The sequence below is a fragment of the Arthrobacter sp. JSM 101049 genome (assembly GCF_041679245.1).
GTDB lineage: Bacteria > Actinomycetota > Actinomycetes > Actinomycetales > Micrococcaceae > Arthrobacter_H.
On sequence record NZ_JBGFFC010000007.1, the window covers coordinates 16,016 to 38,808 of the forward strand.

Here is a 22,793-nt window from a genome sequence, read left to right on the forward strand (position 1 = left end):
GGAGCCGAAGATGGCTTCGGAGTCCCCGATGTCGTATTCGTATCCGGGATTTCGGGTCCGCGATCGCAGCCGGAGACGACCGCGAGAAGTATGACGGCCATGCAAGCGATGAGGGCGCCACGAAGCGAACGCGTTAGTCGGTGTCGTCGATCATTCATCACAGCTGTCCCTCATTTTGTTTTCCTCTGGAAGGCCACGAAGCAGCAGAGTCCGCGAGCACTCCCCCGCTTCCGCTGCGCGGGACGTAGACCTTGTAGACTCAGTGCCGTGCCCTTTCCGGGTATGCCGACAGAAAGCGGGTTCAGATGGCTCATCGGGAGATATCAGGTGCACGGCATCAACGGTCGAGCAGGCAGCCGGGGCGCCTCCCTCAACGGATGCCGTCCTCGACGGCAACAGAGCCCCCTCGACTCCCCGCAACAGACGCGCGGCATAGAAAGCTTCGTGGAGCACGCATCATCATCATTTGTGCGGTCCTCGCGCTCCTCGCCACCGTCGCGGGCCTAATTAGCATCAGCTAGGACCTAGAATCAATGCCCCGAGGGTGGGAAAGACGCGCTCGGCGCCGAACTTTCGCCGGGCGAACTCCTGCGCATCCGCCACAGCTCTGACGAAGGCATCCGGGTCGCTCGCGTAACGCAGGGAGGCCCTGCCCATCGATCCGATGTCCCGAAAGAGCCAGTCCCTGGGGTAGATGTACTCCGCTCCGGGCCAGGCCAAGGAGAACGGGAGTGCACCGGATGCTGCTCCGTCGGCCAGTGTCAAGTGGAAGGATTCGAAATCGCTGACCGATAGAGCCATCCCGATGCCTTCGTACCATGACGACATGTCATCTCCATGGGGATCGAAGAAGACGGCACCTTCGAGGAGGGGATCGTGCTTGATGCGGGCGCTCAGTTCGCGGTAGTAGTCCATTTCATGCTCACGGGCGATCATCCACGGATAATCCTCTGGCCGCCGTCCTTTCACCCGTAAGGTATAGCGTCGATCCACTGTACGCAGCTGCGCGAGCAGGTCCAAGGCCCGGTCCAGGTGTTTCTGGCGCGGCACCATGCCAACAAGGCCCATCGTAAACCGCCGGGTGGCATCAATCTCCGTTCGGTCGGGGCTGATGCCCAACGCGTTGGGCAGTACGCTGGTTTTGGCTTCATCGTATCCAAAGCGGCGGATCGCTACTTGGCGAACCAGCTCCCCAACGAAGATCGTGTGGTCGACGAGCGCGACATCAAGACGATGAAGATGCGGGGTGAAAAGCTCCTGCGAATGGAATCGGCTCGTCAAGCGTTGATTTGCGCGTCGGTGTTGCGCATACCACTCGATATTGCCCAATGACCACTCACAGAAGACCGTGTCTGCGGCCGACAGGAGCTGGCCACTACGCACTGCATCGTGATGCGAGTGATCGGTCCATACATCGACATCTACGGTATGGCCTTGCCCACGTAGCCATTCCATGACGCCGCCGGCGAACTTGAGGTCATGACCGGCGACGAGTACTCGTCTGGGTTCGTGTCCAACGGACACTGTGGCAGCAGGTGGCTGTCCTACGGTCTTGGCGGGCCGGACTTGAATATTTCGCCGCAATGAGAGGCATGGGCGATTCTTGCGTTGCGTTCCCACCCAAGTCATTCTTGGCGCGTCCGCTACTGGCTCGGACCACCCCCAAAGCGTCTTCCCGGGCGATGCCACGTCGCTCTCGTCGATTTGGACGGTTCCCTGGTGGAATTCCAGCGCCCGGCACAAATCCTCCCCAGTAGTGCGATCATAAACGCCATCGCCGAGCCAACCCACTACCGTGGCTTCTTCGGGCGGAACGTCGCCCCATACGACACTAATTCCAGCTGCTACAAGGTGACGGGCGGCGTCTTGAGGACCTACTTCCTGCAGATCAGGGGCCAGGACGCTTTTCGGCCGGTGGGTCTGTTCGAGAATGGCGTCGGCGGTTTTTGCATCAAGTCCGGAAACCTGGAGGCAGTAATCGGGAAGTTCGGGGGCAGCGACCTTGATCCCCGCGCTCCGCAACATGTATGCAAGTCGGTGTCCGGCCAAATGGGCCCGGAACGAGTACCGGTGGAGGATCCAGGCGTCCGCGTTTCGTTCGGTTTCGTCGTCCATCCACAGTTCAGCAATGAGTCCCGCATCGGTTTCACTCTCGGGCGTGGGCACCAGCCCTCCGAAAATAGTGTCGACTCCATTACCGGGGCCGGAGATGACAGGTGTTCCGGTCGCCGCGAGCTCGACCACTCGGCGTGAGAACATCGTGGGCGACTTCGTCACGGAATTCACGTTGAGGTGAAGCGGATGTGCCTTGTAGGCCTGCACCATCTCCGGATAGGAGAGGCCTCCTTGAACATACTGAGCCAATTCCTCGGGAAAATGGTACGGGGTCTCAGGCAGATTGGCTTGTCGGTCGTAGATCGTAATTCCATGGGGCGTTACGGAGCGCAGGAGCGCGGCGAGAACCCGCGACCGCTCTGGGTATCGTGCTCCATAGTATGTGCCTCCGTAGGCGGCCGTATGAATCGCTGCGCGCGTACCCGGCAATGGATTGTGGGTGCGCGGCTGTGCCCAAAACGGCAGGCTTCCGATGGAGATGTTGTGCTTGCCCCGATGCTCGAAGTAGTCGGGGATCATGTCGGCGTCAGTCGTGAACACATGGTCAAAGATCGCTGCAGTCTGGCGATACCTATTAAAGTGAATGGGATCTTCCTTGTTCCAGAAGAACGTCGGAATTCCTTTGCCCCGGCAATAGTCAACCATGGCTCTCAAGTCGGCAAAGGACTCCTCATCGTAGTAGCCGATCTTGCCGCGCCACGTCCCTTCGTTGCCTTCCCAGGCAGACTCGACAATGAGGGCATCGATGGAGAGCTCGTCGAACTGCCGACGCCACGTGTCCGGGTATGGAAACACCATGCGGCATTCGGGTTCCAAGGAACTGCGCGTGAATTCGTCGGAGACAAGAGCGACGGTCACCTCGCTAAGCTGCCGATTCACAACCCTGCCGGCTTCTACCGGTTCGGCTAACCGCTCATGACAGGCCTGCACGAACCCAGCCATCGCGGCCCAACTGCGGTTATCCAGGACCCATTGGCGCGCGGCACGACCCAGGTTCGCCCTGAGTTCAGGCGCATCCGCAAGGTCGATGATTTGCTCCGAGAATGCTCCCCTGTCGCCTGCTGGGAAGATGCGTCCGCGGTCACCCGAGGTGCCTACCAGGTCCACAAGTGGTGCGACGTCGGAGACAAGAACCGTCCGGCCAGCCGACATCGCTTCCAACGGTTTCAGCGGAGAAACCATTTCAGTAACAGGCGTGGAAAGGCGGGGACAGGCGACGATGTCCATGGCCGAGAGATACCGGGGCACATCGGCAGCAGCGATACGTCCGACAAACGTAATGCGGTGAGCCGTGCCAAGCTCATGCGCGAGATTTCTCAGTCCCGGCAAGGCCGGGCCGTCGCCAACTATGACCAGACGCAACTTTGGTCGTAGCGTCAATGCCGCTGAGAAGGCCTCAACCAATAGTTCGAGCCCCTCGTATTCGAGGATGCTCCCGGCGTATCCGACAACGATGTCCGTGTCCTCTAGCCCCAATCGTCGGCTGATCTCCCGTTCCACCGGTAATGGCACGAATTCGAAAGGGTCAGAGGCATTGGGAAGGAGACCAATTCGCTCGCCTTCGACGCCCCGTCGTATGAGTTCCATTCTGACTTGTTCCGTGATGGCAAGGACCTGATCTGCGCTCCGGGCCACAAGCGTTTCCAGGGCGACGGCCAAGGCAAAGCGTTCCGAGTCCTCCCAGTCCGGCTTCGTTGATGCTTCGGTGACCTCCCAGAGGCCACGGACTTCGTATGCGAACGGCAAGCCCAATCGGCGTGCCGCGATGAGAGCTGGGAGAGCAGTTAGGTGGTTTGAAGCTGCGTGGATGATTGATGCCCGCTGGACGATGGCCTCACGGACTATCACGTCGGCCGCATGTTGGAAGTAGAGATCCAACGGCTGGTCCTTGATTGACGGGCCCGGGTTGAAGACGTGAATCAACCCGTTGATTTCCCGTTCGAAGCGGGATTCGGAATCGGGCGCGACTGTCGTCTTGGCGTCCCACGGATATCCGGGGCGTGCCACTACCACCACGTCGCCGGTTTGGGACATTGCCTTCGTCAGGCCGGCTGTTCTCGTGGAGTAGCCGTTGGAATTGAATTCGCCTGTGCTATGGGCGCAATAGAGAACCCGTCCCCGTTCGGTTTGGTATCCGGGATTGGGCTGACGTTCGGGGACATCCGGGAGTGCTCCAAGGAACAGACGTGCCGCGCCGCATACTTGGTTCACGAATACTTGATCGCCTCTGTCGGGGCATTCTCCAATATTCGCAACGAGGCGCGCGGGCTCAGTAATGAGCCCGTCTTGGAAGTAGAGTCTTTTCGCTTTTGCTATTCGCTCGGTTCTCGGCAGGTCGCTGCTCTCCACTGCAATCGACAGAGTACTCACAGTCGTGGGTTGCTGCCCGTCATGACCTTGGGGCAGCGGTTTGCGTGTTCTTCTCCGAGCAAGGCGTTTGGCCCGCCGCGCGGGCGCTGATGCGGCTCTGGCCAGACGGTATTCGGGCGAGGATTTCAGCGCTTCGTAGGCTGATTTGAACTTCTCGACGCGCGCTGTCTGACGCTCGTACAGACTGGATTGAGCTTGCAAGCCGCGTTCCGCCTGCGCAGCACGTTGTGACTCCTGGCGGATGCCCTGCCGCAATTCCTTGAGCTCGGCAACCTGCTTTTCAACAAGCAGTTCCGATCGGTACAGGGCTTGCGCCAGGTCGTCGGTGGAGCGCCCAGAATAGCGCCCGGATCGCAATGCCCGCTGGCGGATTGCGCGCTCAAGCGCTGGGACCTCTGGGCTTTCATCCGAATATCTCGACGCCACTATTTGTCCTTTCCTAAAGCAGAATTCCAAGTCCAAGCACCACTATGCTGTGCTCTGTTCGTCAGGGGGACTGTGTAACGATTTTCAAGCCCGGATAGTGCCGTGCATAGCGCCGGTAGATCTGTTCGACCTTGGCCTTGTCATCGCGAACCTTCTCGATCCGGCCAAAGTTGCGGGCGACTTCGTCGCTCGGCGCGTCCATGATGATGTTTCCCTTGTTCATCCAGATGATCCGACTGCACAGCCGACGCATGACTCTCGGCTCCCGTCCTGCCAGCACCATCGACCCTCCGAGCCTAAGATGCCGTTCCACGCGCTCGCGTCCTGCCTCGTCCAAGAAGGCCCGCCCCCGGGCCAGCGGCTCATCAACCAGCACAAGCGACGGCCCGGCGTATAGTGTCGCTGCCAAACGCACCTTTTCGACGTCCAGGGGATCGATTTCGACACAAGGGGATTCGGCTTCGTCCTCCATGGCCGTTTGCGCCAGGATCCTCGTCACCGCTGCCTTGAGCTTTGAACCATTGAATTCGAGTGACATGGCCACCCGCTCGACGTTGGCTCGCAATGTTTCGTCCAGATCGAAGGACGTCCCCGCATCCATCACGGCTACACGTGGGCGGATGTAGACGTTGCCGGTTTCAGGCGTGATTCTTCCCGCCGCAGTATGTAGCAAGACGGAGGTGCCGTCGGCCGGCCCGCCCAGGAGCCCTACGGCCTGGCCTTCGTTCACGTAGAAGGACAACCCTGCGATTTCATGTCGAGGACCTCTCTTGGCCCGAGTCTTACCTTGATCCTTCGCGGAGACATCGTCGAAGACCAGCGCTGCAGTTCGCGCCTCATTTTCAGCCGTCGGTGAGCTCATATTGCCCCTCTCCCCTCCACATCAGCAATAGTCCGGCAAAGACCAGGACCATCGACCAGAGAGCAACGATGAGCCACGACCTTGCGTCCGGGACGACGCTGTAAAGCAGGACGTCGCGGGCGATGGTGAGAACGTGATACATCGGATTCCAATCGACCAGCGGTTTGAAGACCGGATGCGCGTCCGTCAACCGATCTACGGAAAACATCACGCCGGACGCGTACATCCATCCGCGGACGGCAACGGCCAGCAGGTTCTTCAAATCGTGGACGTGGGCAACGACATGCGCTGCGATCATGGAGAGGCCAGCCATCAGGACGGCTTGGAGCGCCATCAGCGGCAGGAAAAGAAGGGATAGCCAGCTAAGGTCCTCGAGCGGTGGCGCCACAATGATGATCAACATCATCACGAGATAGGAGGGGATCCCCGACAGCCAGTTCTGAACATTGCTGATCAGGGGGAGGATCGCGACTGGCAGATTGTTCGATGCCAACAGCTTGCGCCCGGTGAAAACGGAATCAGAACTGGACGTTATCGCGCCCGACGTCATCTGGAACATGAAGATTCCGATGAGCAGGTACCCGATGAAGTTGTCGATGCCCTTGCTCACCTGGAAGACGAATCCGAAGATGACGTAGTAGATGAGACCGTTAAACACGGGGTTGAGGATTAGCCAGAGGCTTCCGAGTCGATTGCGCTTGTGGCCACTCAACACGCTAGTTCGTGCCTCGTGGAAGGCCAACGTGCGCGCGTCCCACAGCCGGACCAGGTATTCGGCGATGCCGCCTTTCGTTCCGGGCTTGCGCATGCCTGAAATGTCTACAAAGACGACGGGCGTCTGCGTTTCCTGAACTGGAGGTTCACTCATGAGCTGTCCGCTTCCGACCGGCGACTTTCGCATACTGGGCCAGACTGGCCGCTGCGCTGGCTCCCCACGTACGGTCGGCCAAAACCAGCCGTCTCCCCGACGCACCGAGCCGATCTCTGAGCTCTGCATCAACCACCAAACGCTCCAATGCCGACGCCAAGTCTGCGGTATGTGCTGGGGGGACGATGATCCCTGTTTCTTCGTCAGTGACGATTTCCCTGAGGGCGGGAAGATCCGTGGCCACGACCGGTCGTGCGCAGGCCATGGCCTCGAATGGCTTCAGTGGCGTGACCGAGCGGGTCACCTGGTGGTCGTGTCGAGGTAGCACAAAGATGTCCAGGGCCTGGTGGTATTTGTGCGCGTCTTTTCGCGGTACCCGTCCGGGCAGGACAGACTCTGGGGCCAATCCAATGGCGGCTGCTCGACGGCGAAGGCCGGGAGCCGACTCGCCGCCGCCGACGATCAATAGTCTTACGTTTTTGTGTTTTTGTGCCACGAGGGCAAAGGCGTCAATCAGCACATCAAGGCCCTCATAGGGAACAAGGCTGCTGACCGTTCCGATATGCACGTCCTCTATCGGCAAACCGAGTTCTGCGCGTGCGGCCCGCGGGTCCGCCGGCTCTTCCAGGAACTCCTCGCCGACACCGTTCGGTGCGAGTGCGATCTTCTCCGGGTCCACCCCGGCCCGGACTAGGCCACGCAGCATTTCCTCGCCCAGTGTGATGACACCATCCGCGGTGGACGTTACTTCGGCTTCACGGTTTTGAAACGAAATGTAGCGCTCGCTAGTCACGGCCTCTGGGCCACGTTTCGATGCCCACGTGTCGGCCAGTTGGCCGCGGACTTCGTAGATCCAGGGGATTCCGACGGCCGAAGCCACCGCCCGGACGGCCAGTGCATTCACGAAGTGAGTCGTTGTATGGAGGACCGACGGACGCAGTTGGAGTACCAGCCGCAGGAGCTGTTCCGCCTCCTGCTGTTGTCTTTCGCGCAGGTTTCCTTGGGGCCCAGCGGCAGAGAGCCGGTGGTAGTTCACTCCCTCGATGAGATCATGATCCGAGGCTCCGACAGCTCCAACGCTCTGCGGGTAGCCAAGCCTAGTGGCCGCATGGACTTCCCATCCGGCTGCAACCTGTTCGCGCAGAAGGGAGTGGGTCCGCTGTGCGTAACCGGATTCCGTATACGGCAGCGAATTGGTCACCAGGTGCAGTACAACGCCAGGTTTCGGCGAGTAATCTGATTGCGACGGGATCGTAGGTGCCCAATCGTCGAAGACTTTGGCCTCGGCTCGATATCGTTCGCGGAGACGTCCTGCCCGGTCTCCCCCAGCGCCGAGAGCTTCGATCGCCGCGGTCATCTCCCCTGCGTACCAGAGTAGTTTTGCACGCGTGATAGCTGCACCCGGCTCGGAGATTGGCATGGTCGCCGCAAACCGGGAGGCGAGATCCGGCAGGTCCCCTGCCAAGGCAATGTCGGCGAACGTCTTCGCCGAACGCGACGAAACCCCGTTCTCAGCTTCGGCTACGAGGCGCTTCTTCAACGTCACCTGGTCGCCGCTCAGCAACGCGCTGAGACTCGATATGCGGCTGGACGGCAGTGCGTGTTGGCGGCTTAGTCCTTCCCACAAGGCTGTCGTGACTCGATTACCTCGACGACGCTGCACGTTGAGCATGAACATGATGGGGTCTTCCCGCCAGTTCCGTCGAACCGTGTGCCGCATTGCTAAGAGCCGCTGCGTCGCGGGTGACAAGCTGGCCGCCCGATGGCGCAATCGGCGTTGGAGGTCGTCTAGCACGATGATGGTGAACTTTCTTTTTTCGATGCCAAGAGGCCACGGAAGGCAGGGCGCGATGAAACAGGTCTGCTATGAACTACGGCTACGCTTAGGGCGACGGAAGACGGCGAAGAAGTACCACAAACCCAGCGCCACAACGAGGACACCGACGCCGCCGTTGATGACCGGCTGCGAAATTACGCTCCGGTCGGCCGCTTCGGCGACCTGTGGGCTTCCATCCATCGACGACGGTGAAATTGCTGCTGCCTCCGAACTCTTCGACGTTGGCGAGGAGCTTGGCGAATTGGCGGAACGGTCTTTCGCCCTAGAACTGGCGGCGGCGGAGGTGGGTGCGGCCGAAACCTCCGGCGTGCTCGGAGATGCCGGAGTTTCCTTCGGAGCCAGCTTGACCAGCCTTGCGTCGAAGTCATACACAAAATTGCTGGGGGCCAAGGACCCGCGCACGACCATGACGCCTGTCGAGGGGAGGATCAGCAAGCCTGTCCGAGGATGGACGGCATAACCGGTCGAGGGATCCAGGGGGAAGCCCGTGCGCGGATCGTACTTGATCAAGGGAGCAGCGTTTTGAGGCGATGTCGGCTGCCGCCCTTGATGCGAAGTCTCGCCGATTCCACCGGTTTCTTGGCGATCGCTCGTGGACGGCCGCTGTTCCGTAGCCGGCTTCGACGCCGCTGGCGCAGTGGCTTTCGGTGGCTCCGTGGATGACGGTGGGGACGAAGACTCCTCGTCGTCGGGCGTTCCTCGGGAAGGAGCTCCGACTGGGTCGTCTACCGTGGTCGGATTCGTGGCGACTTCCGCTGCCTCAGTCGATGGGAGCACCGTAGTCATATAGACGGCGGAGATCGCAGATCGGTTCGGTACCGGTAGTGCTGCGGTTGCAGCTGCACTTCCCGCGACGGCCACCGCTGCGGACACACCTAGCACTGCCACCGAGCGCAGCGTCTTCACGGCGTGCAAACGTGGCGTCAACGTGCCTTCCCTCCCCAACCTGGTCCGGCAGCCGGACGCCGCCCAAATCAGTCTACCCAATGGACCCGGCCCCTCGAACGCAGCATCGATCGATCGATCAGTGCGTGCGTTGTCGTTTCGGAACCGGGCGCCGGACGAACACGAAGAAGTACCAGAGTCCGCCCACCGCCAGCAGCGAACCGAGAACCACGGCCATCGCGGACGGCGACATCCCGATGGACGCAGCCGGGGGCGGAGCAGCGGTCGTTCCGCCGCGGCCAGATGCGTGCTGCCCGGTCGCGGTGACACCGACCCATGTCCCCGACGGACCGGCCCCTGCGGTGGATGCGGGCTCCGGTGCGTCAGGGCCCTCGCTGTCTTCCGATGTGGCCAGCCGGATCTGCCCGGTTGAGAAGTCGTAGACGAAGTCGCACGGCTCCAGCGAGCCGCGGGTGAGCATCCGCCCGCTCGAGGGCTCGATCAGCAGGCCGGTGTGCGGGTGGACCGCGTAGCCGGTCGCTGGATCGACGCGGAAACCCGTGCGAGCGTGCCGGCTTTCATTCTGCTGGAGCGGGCGCGGGCCATTGTTGCTGTATTGCTTCCCGCCGCCGGCGTTGGTCCAGACGCCGCTGTGATTGCCGGAATTCCAGCTGCTCGAGGTGCCGGTCGACGATGGTCGGCTGCTTCCCTGCTGCGGGGTACTGCTGCTGGGGCGATGGGTCGATGGCGGAGTTGGTCGGGTCTCGGTGGGAGGCGTGCTGGGTTCGGACGTGGGCCTCGGCTCCGAGGACTCCGAGGGGAACTGCGTGGGTTCTGGGGTCGGCGAAGGGGAATCCGGCGGCGTTTCACTCGGTTCCGGCGGATCGGTCGTCTCGCCGGGGGCAGGTGTCGAGGGGCCGGGGCCCGAGGCATCCGAGCTGCCGGAAGCGCCGGTCGTTCCGCTCTGGCCTGGCACGGCTGCGGGACCCTGCAGGCCCAACTCCTCGGAAGACGCTGTTTCGCGAGGCGACGCGTCGACAGATGAGGCGTCGATAGGCGAAGCGTCCCGGTCCGAGCCGGCGACTGTTCCGACCAGCTGGTCGACCCGGTCAACTTGGACGTCCCGCAGGCGCAGCCCCGGGTCCTTGTCGACCGAGGCGGAGGCGGCCGATGGGCCGAGCAGCCCGATCGAGCCGGCCAGCACGATCGTGCCGAGCAGGGCCGCTACCCGGGCGGCCGAGGGCAGGGCGAGGCGCTGCGGGAACCGCGGTAGTGCGTGGCGCATCTGCCTCCTCGGAATCGTTGGTGCCGGACGACACCTCTCCATTGTAACGAAAGAGTTACGATCCGCGAGATCAGTCCCAGAATGGAGGGCACCGGCGTCGTGCTTCTGGTCGTACTACCGGGAGAGGTTGCCGTCCTTGAAGTCCTTGAAGACCGACTCGGTGGCGTCGGTGATCCTCAGAATGGACTGGCGGTCGGCGCTCCACCCGTAGGCGGCCTCGGGAACCTGGTGTCCCATCTTCTTCAGGTCCACCTGGTAGGCCCAAGCTCCCAGGGTCAACGCCTGCTCCGCGGTCAGGTCGGTTTGCACGTACTTGTTGGCGGTGTCCAGCACCGTGGCCAGGCCCTGGGGCCCGTCGGCAATCGTGGCACCGGCGATACCGGCCAGCGTCAGGCCCTGGTTGAAGGAACGGTCGAAGTCGCCGTTGGGCAGGGTCTTGCGTTCGCGGGAGAACCAGAAGGCGTCGTACCCGTCGACGTGGTGCTTGCCCTTCGGCACATCGCGGACCTTCATGGGCGCGTCGACGGTGATCCCGCCGAGCTCGTCGATCATCTTCTGGAATCCGGTGAAGCCGGTCAGCACGTAGCCCTCGATGTCCAAGTCGGTGACGTTGGCCACGAGCTTCGCCTCCGCTTCCGGCCCGTGGGTGGCCATGGCGTTGTTGATCTTGGCCTTGCCGCCGCCGGGTTGGGTGACCCAGAGGTCGCGCGGGATGCCCATGACGCCGCCGCCGCCCTCGCCGTCGACGCCGATGACCTGCAGGCCGTCGGCGCGCTGGCCCGCCACCTTCTGCCCCTGCCTTTCGCGGGCGTCCGAGCCCATGATCAGCACATGCCGCTTGCCACCCAGCGCCGCGTCCTTGATGCCGAGCGAGGGCCACCAGCCGCCCACGGCCATCCACTCGCCCTTCTTCTTGACCACCAGGGTGACGTCCTTGCCGCTGGTCAGCACGGCGAAGTCCTCCTTGTTCCAAGTGCCCGCGGTGCCGGTGACTTTCGGGGTGTCCTTCGGCTTCTCCGCCTTCTTCAGGGCGGCGGTGGCGGGGCCGCTGGTGGGCACGGTCTTGCCCGTGTAGAGCTTCGTGGCAAAGGCGGTGAGCTGCTTCGACAATCCGGAGGTCTCCACGGCCGGCTTTGGCGCGGCCGAGGACGATGCCGGGGTCGACGGCGCCGGGCTCGGGGCGGGTTCGGCCGGCTTACTACAGCCGGTGAGCAGGGCCAGGGTCATCACGGGGGCCAGCACGGCGGCGGCGGTACGGGAGCTCAATGTCATGCGTCCATTCTCGCGTGCCGCGTCCCACACCGCCGCGAACGCCACGCCTGCGCGCTCCGGGCACCGTGCTCCCGCGGTCCCCCGGTTCCCGGAGCCGGGAGGCCGGCCGCCCCTCGGCCCAAGTCATACCGCGGTATGACGGCACCGTCGCCGAAGACCGTCCGCCGGGATAGTCTCCCCCCGGGGCAGCGACAGCGCCAAGCTGTCGGTGTCCCCGGATAGATTGAGCGGAGAAAAGGTGAGATGAAAGAAAAGCCGGAATGCTCAGTGAAGTTCCACAGATCCAGCTTGATGCGAATCAGTTCCGGATGCTCAAGGACTATTCGATCGCTGACTTCATTTCTAGGGAACGACAGTTCGCTAGGCTCCCGCTCAGGAGAATGAGTGTCCCCGAAATCAAAACGGAATTCATGAAGGTGCTTTCTGATCCTCTAGGAAAACGCTTCGCCTTTCCGACGGACATCAGACCGGTACTCAAAGACACCCCAGTCTTCCGTTTGAGGAACTTAGGACCCACCGAGCTTTCTGTGGCAAGGGCAAAGGCGGAGGATCCGCGCTCCTTCGATCTGGCGCCCAAACAGCATGTCAAAGCAGGACGACTGAATCTAGAACGTAAACCGACTTTTTACGGAACGCTCGGAACACCGCTTCATGGATTCTATGAAGTACGAGCCAAACCTGGAGATGTACTTCTGTGCGCCCGTTTCGAATTGGCTGCGCAGACGAACGTTACAGCCATCGCTTGTCCGGCTGATTTTGAGTCTCAGGAACCTGAATTGGTGGCCAAGATTAATCTCATAACAGGCTTTATTCAACGACAGTTCAACCGAGATGCTGGGCCTGAAAACGAGTACAACTATTCGATTTCACACGCCATCGTCGACGACTACTACACTTATCCACCAGCTCTTACATCCGGGTGGATCTATCCTTCTCTTCAAGACAACCGTTTCGTCAACATCGCGTTTACCGAAGCCAATTTTAAGCGCTTGCTGAGACTTCATTCCGTCGCGGTGGTCCGATTGGAGAAAGTCAATGAAACTGGCGCTAAAGTGACGAATTACCAAGTTCTCAAGAGATCGGAAGGCAAAGCATACCTCGATATGCTTCTCCCTGAAGATGACAACTTTGTCTCCGTCTGTCGAGGCCTCGGTTTCACCGTCAGCAACGAGATGTGGCCAGATATAGGTTGACCGCCGTCATACCCCGGTATGACGGCACCGTCACCGAATACCGTCCGCCGGGTTGATCCGCCCGGGGGCACCGCCGCCATAGATTGGTCACCATGACGATCACCAACACCCACTCCACCACCCAGGCCGTCTCCGCGCGCGGCCTGACCAAGGTCTACGGCAGCGGCCCCACCGCGGTACACGCCCTCGCCGGGGTCGACCTGTCCTTCGAGGCCGGCCGCTTCACCGCCATCATGGGCCCCTCGGGCTCGGGCAAGTCCACCCTGATGCACTGCCTGGCCGGCCTGGACTCGGCCACCTCCGGCTCCATCACGATCGCCGGGCAGGACATCACCACCCTGGACGACAACGCACTGACCCGCTTGCGCCGCGAACAGATCGGCTTCGTATTCCAGTCCTTCAACCTGGTCCCCACCCTCACCGCCGAACAGAACATCCTGCTGCCGCTGCAACTCGCCGGAACCAAGCACGACGCCGGCTGGCTGGCCCAGGTGGTCTCCACCCTCGGCCTCGGGGACCGGCTGGGACACAAGCCGCACGAGCTCTCCGGCGGCCAGCAGCAGCGCGTCGCCGTCGCCCGCGCCCTGCTAACCCGCCCCGCCGTCGTCTTCGGGGACGAGCCCACCGGCAACCTCGATTCGCGCACCGGCGCCGAGGTGCTGTCGCTGCTGCGCTCCTCGGTCAAGGAGATGGGCCAGACGATCATCATGGTCACCCACGACCCGGTCGCCGCCAGCTATGCCGACGAAGTGCTGCTGATGCGCGACGGCGAACTCGTGGGCAACCTCTCCGACCCGACGCCGGAAGCCGTCACCGCGGCCCTGGCCTCCCTGGGGGCCTGAGGTGCTCACACTCGCCCTGGCCAACATCCGCACCTATGCGCGCCGCTTCATCGCCGTCACCCTGGCCGTGATGATCGGCACCGCCTTCCTCTCGGCCACCCTGATGGTCAACTCCTCGGCCACTGCATCGCTTCAGCGCAGCATCGGCGAGGCCTACGAGCACGCCGACCTGGTCGCCGGCATCGACGACGACGCAGCAGCCACGGCCTCCGCCGACTCCTCCGATGCAGCCGAGCAGATCCTGGGCGCCGAGCAGCTCGCCGCCGTCCGCGAGGTGCCGGGCGTCGGGGCCGCCGAACCGCAGACCACCTCCGGGGCACGCATCGCCGCCGACTCGGGTGACTACAACGCCGTCGTGCAGCCCTTCGCCGCCGACGCACAGCTGCGCGCCACCGAACTGGTCTCCGGCCGGGCCCCCAGTGGCACCGGCCAGATCACCGTGGACCAGAAGCACGCCGAGCAGTACGGCCTGTCCGCGGGCAACACGGTGGACCTGACCGGCACCACGCCGAACGGGGACCCCATCGACTACCCCGCAACGATCACCGGGATCACGGCCTCGTCCAACAGCCCGTTCCTGGGCTCGAACCTGCAGGTCGCCGTCTCCCCCGAGCGCTACGCCACGTTCACCGGGGACGAGCCGATGTACCAGTCGATCATGGTCCGCCTCGACGACGGCACCGACCCCGCGGCGGCGACGACCGCCATCGCGGACGCGTTGCGCGCCCACGGCATCTCCACCCCGTCCGTCATGACCGGCCAGGAGCGCACTGTCGAGGAGCTTGCCTCCTTCACCGGCGGGCAGGACCAGTTCACCGTCATCCTGCTGGTCTTCGCGCTCATCGCCCTGGTGGTGACCGGACTGGTCGTCATGAACACGTTCGCCGTGCTGGTCGCCCAGCGCACCCGCGAACTGGCCCTGCTGCGCACCCTGGGCGCGATGCGTGCCCAGCTGCGCCGCTCGGTGCTCATCGAGGCGCTGGTCATCGGCGTGGTCTCCTCCGCGCTCGGCGTGGCCCTGGCCATCGGCGTGATGGCCGCCCTGGTGGGATACGTCTCCACGCTGCCGGAGGCCTCGTTCGCGGTGCTGTCCGTCTCCCCGGTTTCCGTGATCGCCGGGCTGGCCGTCGGCACCATCATGACCCTGCTCGCCGCGTGGGCCCCGGCCCGCCGCGCGATGTCGGTGGCCCCGTTGGCCGCACTGCGCCCGGCGGACGACGCCAACGTGCACAACCGCATCGGCAAGGTGCGCCTGGTGTTCGGCCTGGTGCTGGCCGCCGGAGGCGGAGCACTGCTGGCCGTCGGCGCGGTGGCGCATCAGCTGCTCGTCGGTTTCGCCGGCGGACTGCTCTCCTTCATCGGCATCCTGATGCTCGCCTCGCTCTTCCTGCCCGGCGCCGTCCGTGCCGTCGGACGGGCCGTGGGCGGCTCCGGCGTCCCGGCCAAGCTCGCCTCGCTGAACGCGGTGCGCAACCCGGGCCGCACGACGGCGACCGCCACCGCGCTGCTCATCGGCGTCACGCTGGTCTCGATGATGATGGTCGGCGCGCAGACCACCAAGCAGTCCTTCGGCGCCGAACTGGGCCGGAACTACCTGGTCGACTTCGTGGTGGACTCCCCCGCCGCCTACGGCGAGGACTTCGGCGGCGCGGCACTGCCCGGCGCCGGACAGGACGCATCCGGCCCGGAGGCCACCCCGGAGGAAGCCACGCCGTCCACTCGGGGCCGCGTCGGCGAGGCCCAGGCCAAGGCGGCCTCGGCGATCGACGGGGTCTCCGCCGTCGCCCTGCTCGAGCCGGTGGCCCGCGACGCGGACGGGAACACGCTCTACGCCGCGGACGCCGGCGTGCTGGCCGCAGTGCTCAACGACCCGGACCTGGTGCCCGCCAACGGCGAGGTGCTGGCCGGCCAGAACGTGGAGGCCAAGCAGCTCACCGTCCACGCCCTGGAGGGCACCGAGACCCGCACGCTGGAGGTGAAGCGCTCGCAATCGGACTTCTCGCTGGCGCTGATGACCACGGCCACGGCACAGCAGCTGCCCGGCTACGCCCCCGGCGGCGCGGTGTCCAGCTCCACTTCGGCCGACGGCGAGTGGACGATGGCGGCCTACCCGGCCCTCTGGATCAAGGCCGACGCCGGTCTGGACACCGCCGCGCTGCAGCAGGTCGGGCGCTCGCTGGCCGCGGACCTGGACGTCTCCGACTACCTGGTCACCGGTGGGGCGATGGAGAAGGCCCTGTTCACCCAGGTGATCGACACGCTGCTGCTGGTCGTCTCCGGCCTGCTCGCGGTCGCGGTGTTCATCGCCCTGATCGGTGTGGCGAACACGCTGAGCCTCTCGGTGCTCGAACGCACCCGGGAATCGGCCCTGCTGCGGGCGCTCGGCCTGACCCGCGGCCAGCTGCGCGGCATGCTGGCCCTCGAGGCGGTGCTCATCGCCGGGGTCGCCGCCCTGCTGGGCATCGTGCTGGGCACCACGTACGGGGTGCTCGGGGCGCAGTCGGCGATCGGCTCGTTCGCCGCGGTGTCCCTGTCGCTGCCCTGGGCACAGCTGGCCCTGGTGCTCGGCATCGCCGCCCTGGCCGCACTGGCCGCCTCGGTCCTGCCGGCACGACGCGCCGCCCGCCTCTCCCCCGTGGAGGGACTGGCCACCGAGTAACCGGCTGGACGGTGGGCATGGTGTGCACAAGCACCATGCCCACCGCCATCGCTTCGGACGGAGCGTACGTGACCGAGTCCCGGAGCGGAGTTAGTTACTGGCCAGCTTGTGGTACTTGAGAACCGACGTCGAATTGGCGGTCCGTCCCACGGAACTATAGGCGACATCGTTGTACCGCAGACGGCCGAGGGTGTCGATCCAGGCAATCCCGTTCAGCTGGGGTTTGTGGCCCATAACCGGACTCATCGACGCCAGGCTTCCGAAGCCGCTGGCAATCCGCTTACCGGCCCTCGCTGGCTTCCCGGTGGACCCCAGTGCGTAGCGATACAGGGAGCTGCCCACCTTGGCAACCAAAACCGGGGACGAGGTCCGCGAGGGCACAACCAGTGCGATGCTCCGGCCCTTCCACCCACTGGCCACCTTCCGCGATGACGAGAGGGTGCCGTTGGACAGCAGGTCCCGGACCCGCAGGAGGCCCGTTGCCCGGTCCAGGTAGAAGATGGACCTCTTGCTTCCCCGCCGGCCAGCGGCAACGTTGAGCTTCGACCATCCGCTTTTGCCGATGACCTGCGGGGCCTCGAACCCTCCGGTCTTGACCGCACGGTGGAGCACCAGGCGTCCGTCCGAATGAGTCGTCAGGACGTCCAAGCTGCCGTCATTGTTCCAGTCGACGATGTTCGCGGTGCGCACGTAGCCGCCGAACCCGGAATCCGCCCGTAGGGGGGCCACATACGTGCCGCGGCGATTTGACCGGCTGACGTAGAGCCAACCGTTGGCTCCCACGGTCACCAGATCGGCGGAACTGCGGATCGTCGCCCGCTGGGTGGGGTCGACCTCGACGATGTCGCGTCCGTTGGCGACGTAGAACAAGCGGCCGGTCGGCGTGAGGACTGGGTACTTGTAGTCGCCGTTGAGCATGGTCTTTTGGGTGTTCCTGACGACGTCGATCACGGTGGTGACCCCGCCGGCGACATGCAGGATCTTATCTGCCGCCTGGTGATGGGCGATGGTGCTGGTCCGGTAGCCGGCCGCAGCCGTCCGGTTCATGACCTTCCAGGTCTTGACCGCCGAACCAGACGTCTTGTTCAGCCGGATGATGCCGTTGTTGGTGGACACATACAACACACCACGCACCAGAATGGGGGAATTGATCTCGTTCTCGTTCGGGAATTCCCGGGCCCACACGCGGCGGCGCGTGCGCACGTTGTAGGCGAAGACGTGGGCGGATTTGGCGTCCAGCCTGGCACCATGGCCGCCCATGCGGGAGGTCGTGCCGTAGACCAGGTCCCCTTCACCGACGAGCCCCACGATGGACTGCCCGGAGACCGGGGAGTCGACGACGCGGACGTCGGCGTTGTTCGCCGGGTTCAGGATCGCCAAGGCGCCGGTGTTGAGCCCGTTCTTGGCTGCTGTTCCGGCCACCACGCGTCCAGCAGCCGTGGCCCAGGCCAGGGGGCGGGACTGGTTCTGGCTTTCCATGTCGGTGATGCGCTTGACGCTTCCCGAGGAGGCAGTGAACCTGTAGACCTCGGCCCCGGTGTAGGAACCCACATAGAGGTCGCCGCCGTAGCTGTGCATTCCCTCGATCTGGCCAATGCCGGTCCCCGGAGCCGACCTCCACGTTTTTCCGGTGTCTGGGTCCAGGGAACCGATGCCATCGCCCAGGAACGCGCCGAAATAGAGCTTCCCACCGTGGGATGTGAGGGCCTGTACTTGGCGGGTCAGGCGGGAAAACTGCGGCCTGGCTCCGGCCGTGACTGCACGACGTGCCAAGGCCACGCGCGTATAGGTAGGCCGCGATCCCGGTCCTAACAGATGTACCGTCGAGCCTTCAACATGGATCGCCTCGATCGGTTCGGGCACGTTGCAGACGAACGACGCTGTCAGGGTGTGCGTGTCGATCGCCATCAGCTTGTGCGTCTTGACGCCCAGCACAGTGGTGTCCCAGACCGCATAGGCCGTGCCGCTGCCGGGCAGTGAAGCCATCTGCTGGGAGGACGGCGCCCAATTCCAGGACCTGTCCACCCAGGAATTCGTCGCGGGGTGCCAGACGTCGAAGGTCAGTCTGCCCGTTGAGCCGCTGTAGTACACGAAAACGAAGTCGCCGTGGGCCTCGATGCGCGAGACAAATCCCGTCTCCGCGGCGTTCGGGAGCGGGATTTCCGTGACCCTGCCGGGGCTGTCCGTATGCCAGGTGAACAAGGACGGGTTCTGCGCGCCGGTTCCGGCGTAGACGTTGTCTTTTTCATCGATGGCCAGGGCCCTCACGTATTGTGCGGTGGGTGCAAGGCGGTCCGTCTGCGCCCTCTGCCCTGTCGCAGGGTCGAACCGGGTCGCTTGTCCCTGGGGGTAGGTTCCCACCCAGATCCTGCCACGCGAGTCGCGGGCCGGTTGGTAGGCCGCCGTCGTGGTTCCCGTCGCCGCTGTGAAGGCCTTGGACACGGCCCCCGTCGCGGAGACGCGCATGACGGAGGGGCTCCCGCCGAAGGCCAGCAGATCGCCCCCGCTCTTCTCCTGCAGGACCGCGGTCACCCCGCCGCCGGAACCGGGGAACGGCGTGGAGGTGACCACGAGCTTTCCGGTGGCGGCGTCGACAACCTGCACTTGGTCGTCCAGGGCCGCGCAGGCGGCGACGATCCGCAGCCGCCCCGAGGCGTCCCGGAGGAACGATGCAGTGAGCCGGGGCTCGGACGTGAAGACCGACGCGTGGCGACGTAGCACCTTGGCCGGTTCGACACCGATGATGCGCATCGGTGCCTTGGCCCCTTGGACGCGGTCCAGCGACGCGGCCGGCACTGCCGACGGCAGCGGGTTGGCGGCCGCTGCCGGGACGTCCAACGCGGCCAGGGTGCCGCAGCTCAAGGCAATCCCCAGAAGCGAACGCCGGCTCAGGGCAGGGGTGCTCGAAGACATGGTGTTTTCCGATCCGTCGTGAGGTGTGGTTGCCGCGCTCCGCCCCCCAAAGCGCGTAGACGATCGGCCACCGGTGGCCGATTCCGTCTACCGGCCACCTAGACAATTAAACCCCGACGGATGTACCCACGCATCGTGTTTTGCACAACATCCGCCCAGGATTCACGCAGGAAAGGCCCCGCACGCAGCGGAGCCTCCCATGGATCGTGCCCGTCGGCCGGCACCGTGACGGGTGGGTGTTACTCGGAGTCCTCGACGAACGCCTGGACCGAAGCCTCCGGCACCCATTCGACGTCGCCGTGTTCGACGTTGGCGACGCGGGCGAGGACGAACAGCAACGTCGAGAGGTGGTTCAGGTACCGGGCCGTTTCGTCGTTCACCAGCTCCGGGTAGGTTTCGTTCGCCTTCCAGACGGCCAGTTCGGCACGGCGGACCGCGGCGCGGGCCTGGTAGAGCACGGCCGAGGTCATGGTCCCGCCGGGCAGGATCTTCCCGCTGAGGTCCCGCGCCTTGCTGCGGAAGTGCTCGATGGCCCGGTCGATGCGCTCCGAGTGGGCCGGGATCATCCGGGCGGCGGCAGGGTGATCAGAGTTGTAGGGTTCGAGCAGGTCGGACATCAAGTCGTAGAGGTCGTTCTGCGCGCTGATCAACGTCGCGCTGACTTCAGGCGGGATACCGCCGACGGCCATGGCCAGGGCGAGAGATGCGTTGGCGGCATCGCACTCGCTGTATGCGATGACCATCGCATCCGTCTTGGCTAGCTCTCCATGCCCGCCGAACACTGTGCGGCCATTGTCGCCGCCGTGCTGGTCGTAGGAAATTTCATTGTTTGCGGATTCGCCATTCGCAGTCATGGGTGCAACTATACTGACTGCACAATTACGCAGACGAAAGACGAACGACGTCGGGGGCGAAGACCGCCCCCGAGAATGCCTCCAACACGCGTAGCGAGGATCTTGATGAGTACACAATCGAACGAGTCCGTGGTCAGTGCGCCCCCGGACGACGAAGAGGAATTAACGTCCGCGAAAGCCGGATGGGCGAGTGTCGATAAAACCGTTTTCGGCGTCTCCTTCGGCATCATTGCCGCCCTGTGCATCTTCGGTGGGATCTTCACCACGGCCATGGGCGACGGCGCGACCGCCGCGCTCAGCTGGGTCACCACGAATCTGGGCTGGCTCTTCATCCTGGCGGCAACCGGCTTCGTGGCCTTCTCCCTGGTCCTGGCCTTCGGCCGGTACGGCAGCATCCCGTTGTCGCAGCACGGTGAGAAGCCCGACTTCTCCACGCTGTCGTGGATCGCCATGATGTTCAGCGCCGGCATGGGCATCGGCCTGATGTTCTTCGGCGTCTACGAGCCGGTGTCCCACCTGGCCTCCCCACCGCCGTTCATCGACGCCGCACCAGGGTCCCAGGAGGCGGCAAGCGCCGCCATGGCCTACACCCTCTTCCACTGGGGCCTGCACCCGTGGGCCATCTACTCCGTGGTCGGCCTGGCCCTGGCCTACTCGACGTACCGCATGGGCCGCGGCAACCTGATGAGCGCCCCCTTCCAGGCCCTCTTCGGCAAGGACCGGATCGAAAACAAGGGCTGGGGAAAGCCCATCGACATCCTGGCGATCATCTGCACCAAGTTCGGTTCAGCCACCTCCCTGGGCCTCGGCGCCCTGCAGGTGGCCTCCGGACTGGCGCTCCTGAAGACCGGCAAGTTCGAGGACGACCCCTCCGCCGCGGCACCGATCATCATCATCTGCGTGCTCACCGTCGGCGTCATCTTCTCCGCCGCCAGCGGAGTGTCCAAGGGCATCAAATGGCTCTCGAACGCCAACATGATCCTGGCTGCCCTGCTGCTGGTCTTCGTGTTCGTCGTCGGCCCCACGGTCTTCATCCTGGACCTCGTCCCCGATGCCATCGGTTCCTACCTGGACCAGCTCATCCCGATGAGCTTCCACTCGGCCGTGTTCGGCGGCTCGGAATGGCTGGCCTCCTGGACCATCTTCTACTGGGCCTGGTGGATCTCCTGGACGCCGTTCGTCGGCACCTTCATCGCCAAGATCTCCAAGGGCCGCACGATCAAGGAATTCGTCCTCGGCGTGCTCCTGGTCCCCACCGCGGTCAGCGTCATCTGGTTCGCGATCTTCGGCGGCGCAGGCATCCACCTGCAGCTCAACGGCGTGGACATCGCCGGCGCCGGCAACGAAGCCGCAGGCTTCTTCGCAGCGCTGCAGAACTACCCGCTCTTCACCGCCGCGGCGATCGTGGTGATGGTCCTGACGGCGATCTTCTTCGTCAGTGGCGCCGACGCCGGCGCCCTGGTCCTCGGCACCCTGTCCTCACGGGGTCGTAAGGAACCGTGGAAGCCCCTAGTCATCCTGTGGGCCATCCTCACCGGTGCCGTGGCAGCCGTGCTGCTGTTCGTCGGCGGGCTGGACGCCCTGCAGACGTTCACCATCCTGGCCGCCAGCCCGTTCGTGCTGATCATCATCGGCCTCTGCGTCGCCCTCTACGCCGACCTGCGCCGTGACCCGCTGCGCAAACGCCGGCAGGGCCCGGTCCGTGGAGCCGTCGAGGTCCCCACGATGGTCCCGTTCGCGGTCCCCACCACGAGCGAGAACGACATCGTCGATGCCGAGGGGGACGAGAACTCCCCCAAGGTGTAGCCAGTACCCATCGCGGAAAGCCCGGGCCGGATCCACTGGATCCGGCCCGGGCTTTTTGCCTCCTGCTCAGGTACCGGAATCGAGCTCGAGGATCCGGCAGCTCTCGGCGGCCGTCAGATCGGATGCGGCCAGGAACTCCTGCAGGATGGCGGACTTCCCGGCGGTGTACCGGTCGATGCCCATTTCGGGTTCCTCCGCCAACGCCAGCTTCACGGCGGAAAAGCGTTCGCGGAGCCCGGGATGGATGCGCAGCACATCCCGGGCCGCCAGGTGGTTCCGCACGTGCAGGGTGCCGGCAACGCAGACGTAGACATTGCGCCGGGAGCGATCGTTGGGAGCCAGGAAAGTCTCGCGGTCCAATGGGCCGAGGTCGCCACGGTGCCGGTAGCCCGCCAACTCCAGGGAATTGCTGGGCCCGCCAAGCAGCCTGCGGTCCACGATCACATGCATATCAAGGACGGGCTTGGCTGCCAAGCCTGGCACCGCCGTCGAGTCGACATGTTCGACGGCGGCAGGAAGGCCGTTCAGGCACTCGCGCACTTGTGCGGCGAGGCGGTTGAGCTGCCGCGGCCACTCGGGCGAATGGGGAACCACCTCGACAGCCAT

General features: G+C 64.2%; 14 protein-coding genes. 5 read left to right on the forward strand and 9 right to left on the reverse strand.

Annotated elements, in window-relative coordinates; all coding sequences use genetic code 11:
• Window positions 1–513 precede the first annotated feature (513 nt).
• The 4 genes from AB8M85_RS15215 to AB8M85_RS15230 all read right to left on the reverse strand — a co-directional run bounded on the left by AB8M85_RS15215 (window position 514) and on the right by AB8M85_RS15230 (window position 8,319).
• On the reverse strand, window positions 514–4,911 hold the full coding sequence (locus AB8M85_RS15215) for a glycosyltransferase (protein WP_372699684.1): 4,398 nt from the start codon (window positions 4,909–4,911) through the stop codon (window positions 514–516).
• A gap of 61 nt (window positions 4,912–4,972) precedes the next feature.
• The gene (locus tag AB8M85_RS15220) at window positions 4,973–5,773 is read right to left on the reverse strand and encodes an ATP-binding cassette domain-containing protein (RefSeq protein ID WP_372699685.1); all 801 of its coding nucleotides are present in this window, start codon (window positions 5,771–5,773) and stop codon (window positions 4,973–4,975) included.
• Entirely contained in the window at window positions 5,754–6,641 is an 888-nt protein-coding gene (locus AB8M85_RS15225) for an ABC transporter permease (RefSeq protein WP_372699686.1), read from the reverse strand. The genes AB8M85_RS15220 and AB8M85_RS15225 overlap by 20 nt, the downstream gene beginning before the upstream one ends.
• Window positions 6,634–8,319 carry a glycosyltransferase family 4 protein gene (locus AB8M85_RS15230; RefSeq protein WP_372699687.1) on the reverse strand — a complete coding sequence of 562 codons (1,686 nt, stop codon included), beginning with the start codon at window positions 8,317–8,319 and terminating at the stop codon, window positions 6,634–6,636. The genes AB8M85_RS15225 and AB8M85_RS15230 overlap by 8 nt, the downstream gene beginning before the upstream one ends.
• A gap of 118 nt (window positions 8,320–8,437) precedes the next feature.
• On the opposite strand from AB8M85_RS15230, the gene AB8M85_RS15235 reads away from it, so the two are divergent.
• Window positions 8,438–8,938, forward strand: a complete 501-nt coding sequence (locus AB8M85_RS15235) for a hypothetical protein (protein ID WP_372699688.1) — start codon at window positions 8,438–8,440, stop codon at window positions 8,936–8,938.
• A 564-nt stretch (window positions 8,939–9,502) separates the two neighbouring features.
• Here AB8M85_RS15235 and AB8M85_RS15240 read toward each other — a convergent pair.
• Together AB8M85_RS15240 and AB8M85_RS15245 are read right to left on the reverse strand one after the other, a co-directional pair.
• On the reverse strand, window positions 9,503–10,648 hold the full coding sequence (locus AB8M85_RS15240) for a hypothetical protein (RefSeq protein WP_372699689.1): 1,146 nt from the start codon (window positions 10,646–10,648) through the stop codon (window positions 9,503–9,505).
• Window positions 10,649–10,762: 114 nt separating this feature from the next.
• Window positions 10,763–11,920, reverse strand: coding sequence for an LCP family protein (locus AB8M85_RS15245; RefSeq protein ID WP_372699690.1), 1,158 nt, complete (start codon window positions 11,918–11,920; stop codon window positions 10,763–10,765).
• Window positions 11,921–12,180: 260 nt separating this feature from the next.
• Between AB8M85_RS15245 and AB8M85_RS15250 the strand changes: the two genes are divergently transcribed.
• From AB8M85_RS15250 to AB8M85_RS15260, 3 genes are all read left to right on the forward strand, one after another.
• Window positions 12,181–13,113, forward strand: a complete 933-nt coding sequence (locus tag AB8M85_RS15250; protein WP_372699691.1) for a hypothetical protein — start codon at window positions 12,181–12,183, stop codon at window positions 13,111–13,113.
• Window positions 13,114–13,205: 92 nt separating this feature from the next.
• Window positions 13,206–13,955 carry an ABC transporter ATP-binding protein gene (locus AB8M85_RS15255; protein ID WP_372699692.1) on the forward strand — a complete coding sequence of 250 codons (750 nt, stop codon included), beginning with the start codon at window positions 13,206–13,208 and terminating at the stop codon, window positions 13,953–13,955.
• A gap of 1 nt (window position 13,956) precedes the next feature.
• Window positions 13,957–16,614, forward strand: coding sequence for an FtsX-like permease family protein (locus AB8M85_RS15260; RefSeq protein WP_372699693.1), 2,658 nt, complete (start codon window positions 13,957–13,959; stop codon window positions 16,612–16,614).
• A 90-nt stretch (window positions 16,615–16,704) separates the two neighbouring features.
• Here the strand turns inward: AB8M85_RS15260 and AB8M85_RS15265 are convergent, their stop codons facing one another.
• Both AB8M85_RS15265 and AB8M85_RS15270 read right to left on the reverse strand, forming a co-directional pair.
• Window positions 16,705–19,527: a hypothetical protein gene (locus AB8M85_RS15265; RefSeq protein WP_372699694.1), complete on the reverse strand. Its 2,823-nt coding sequence runs from the start codon at window positions 19,525–19,527 to the stop codon at window positions 16,705–16,707.
• A gap of 239 nt (window positions 19,528–19,766) precedes the next feature.
• Window positions 19,767–20,381, reverse strand: a complete 615-nt coding sequence (locus AB8M85_RS15270; protein ID WP_372699695.1) for an ATP:cob(I)alamin adenosyltransferase — start codon at window positions 20,379–20,381, stop codon at window positions 19,767–19,769.
• Window positions 20,382–20,486: 105 nt separating this feature from the next.
• Between AB8M85_RS15270 and AB8M85_RS15275 the strand changes: the two genes are divergently transcribed.
• Window positions 20,487–22,187: a BCCT family transporter gene (locus AB8M85_RS15275; RefSeq protein WP_372699696.1), complete on the forward strand. Its 1,701-nt coding sequence runs from the start codon at window positions 20,487–20,489 to the stop codon at window positions 22,185–22,187.
• A gap of 66 nt (window positions 22,188–22,253) precedes the next feature.
• On the opposite strand, the gene AB8M85_RS15280 is transcribed toward AB8M85_RS15275, so the two are convergent.
• Window positions 22,254–22,793: a GrpB family protein gene (locus tag AB8M85_RS15280; RefSeq protein ID WP_372699697.1), complete on the reverse strand. Its 540-nt coding sequence runs from the start codon at window positions 22,791–22,793 to the stop codon at window positions 22,254–22,256.

Coding starts and splice junctions, on each gene's coding strand:
- AB8M85_RS15220 (WP_372699685.1), bottom strand. CDS start 5,773: ATGAGCTCACCGACGGCTGAAAATGAGGCGCGAACTGCAGCGCTGGTC.
- AB8M85_RS15225 (WP_372699686.1), bottom strand. CDS start 6,641: ATGAGTGAACCTCCAGTTCAGGAAACGCAGACGCCCGTCGTCTTTGTA.
- AB8M85_RS15230 (WP_372699687.1), bottom strand. CDS start 8,319: ATGTTCATGCTCAACGTGCAGCGTCGTCGAGGTAATCGAGTCACGACA.
- AB8M85_RS15235 (WP_372699688.1), top strand. CDS start 8,438: ATGATGGTGAACTTTCTTTTTTCGATGCCAAGAGGCCACGGAAGGCAG.
- AB8M85_RS15240 (WP_372699689.1), bottom strand. CDS start 10,648: ATGCGCCACGCACTACCGCGGTTCCCGCAGCGCCTCGCCCTGCCCTCG.
- AB8M85_RS15245 (WP_372699690.1), bottom strand. CDS start 11,920: ATGACATTGAGCTCCCGTACCGCCGCCGCCGTGCTGGCCCCCGTGATG.
- AB8M85_RS15250 (WP_372699691.1), top strand. CDS start 12,181: ATGCTCAGTGAAGTTCCACAGATCCAGCTTGATGCGAATCAGTTCCGG.
- AB8M85_RS15255 (WP_372699692.1), top strand. CDS start 13,206: ATGACGATCACCAACACCCACTCCACCACCCAGGCCGTCTCCGCGCGC.
- AB8M85_RS15265 (WP_372699694.1), bottom strand. CDS start 19,527: ATGTCTTCGAGCACCCCTGCCCTGAGCCGGCGTTCGCTTCTGGGGATT.
- AB8M85_RS15270 (WP_372699695.1), bottom strand. CDS start 20,381: ATGACTGCGAATGGCGAATCCGCAAACAATGAAATTTCCTACGACCAG.
- AB8M85_RS15275 (WP_372699696.1), top strand. CDS start 20,487: ATGAGTACACAATCGAACGAGTCCGTGGTCAGTGCGCCCCCGGACGAC.
- AB8M85_RS15280 (WP_372699697.1), bottom strand. CDS start 22,793: ATGGCTGTCGAGGTGGTTCCCCATTCGCCCGAGTGGCCGCGGCAGCTC.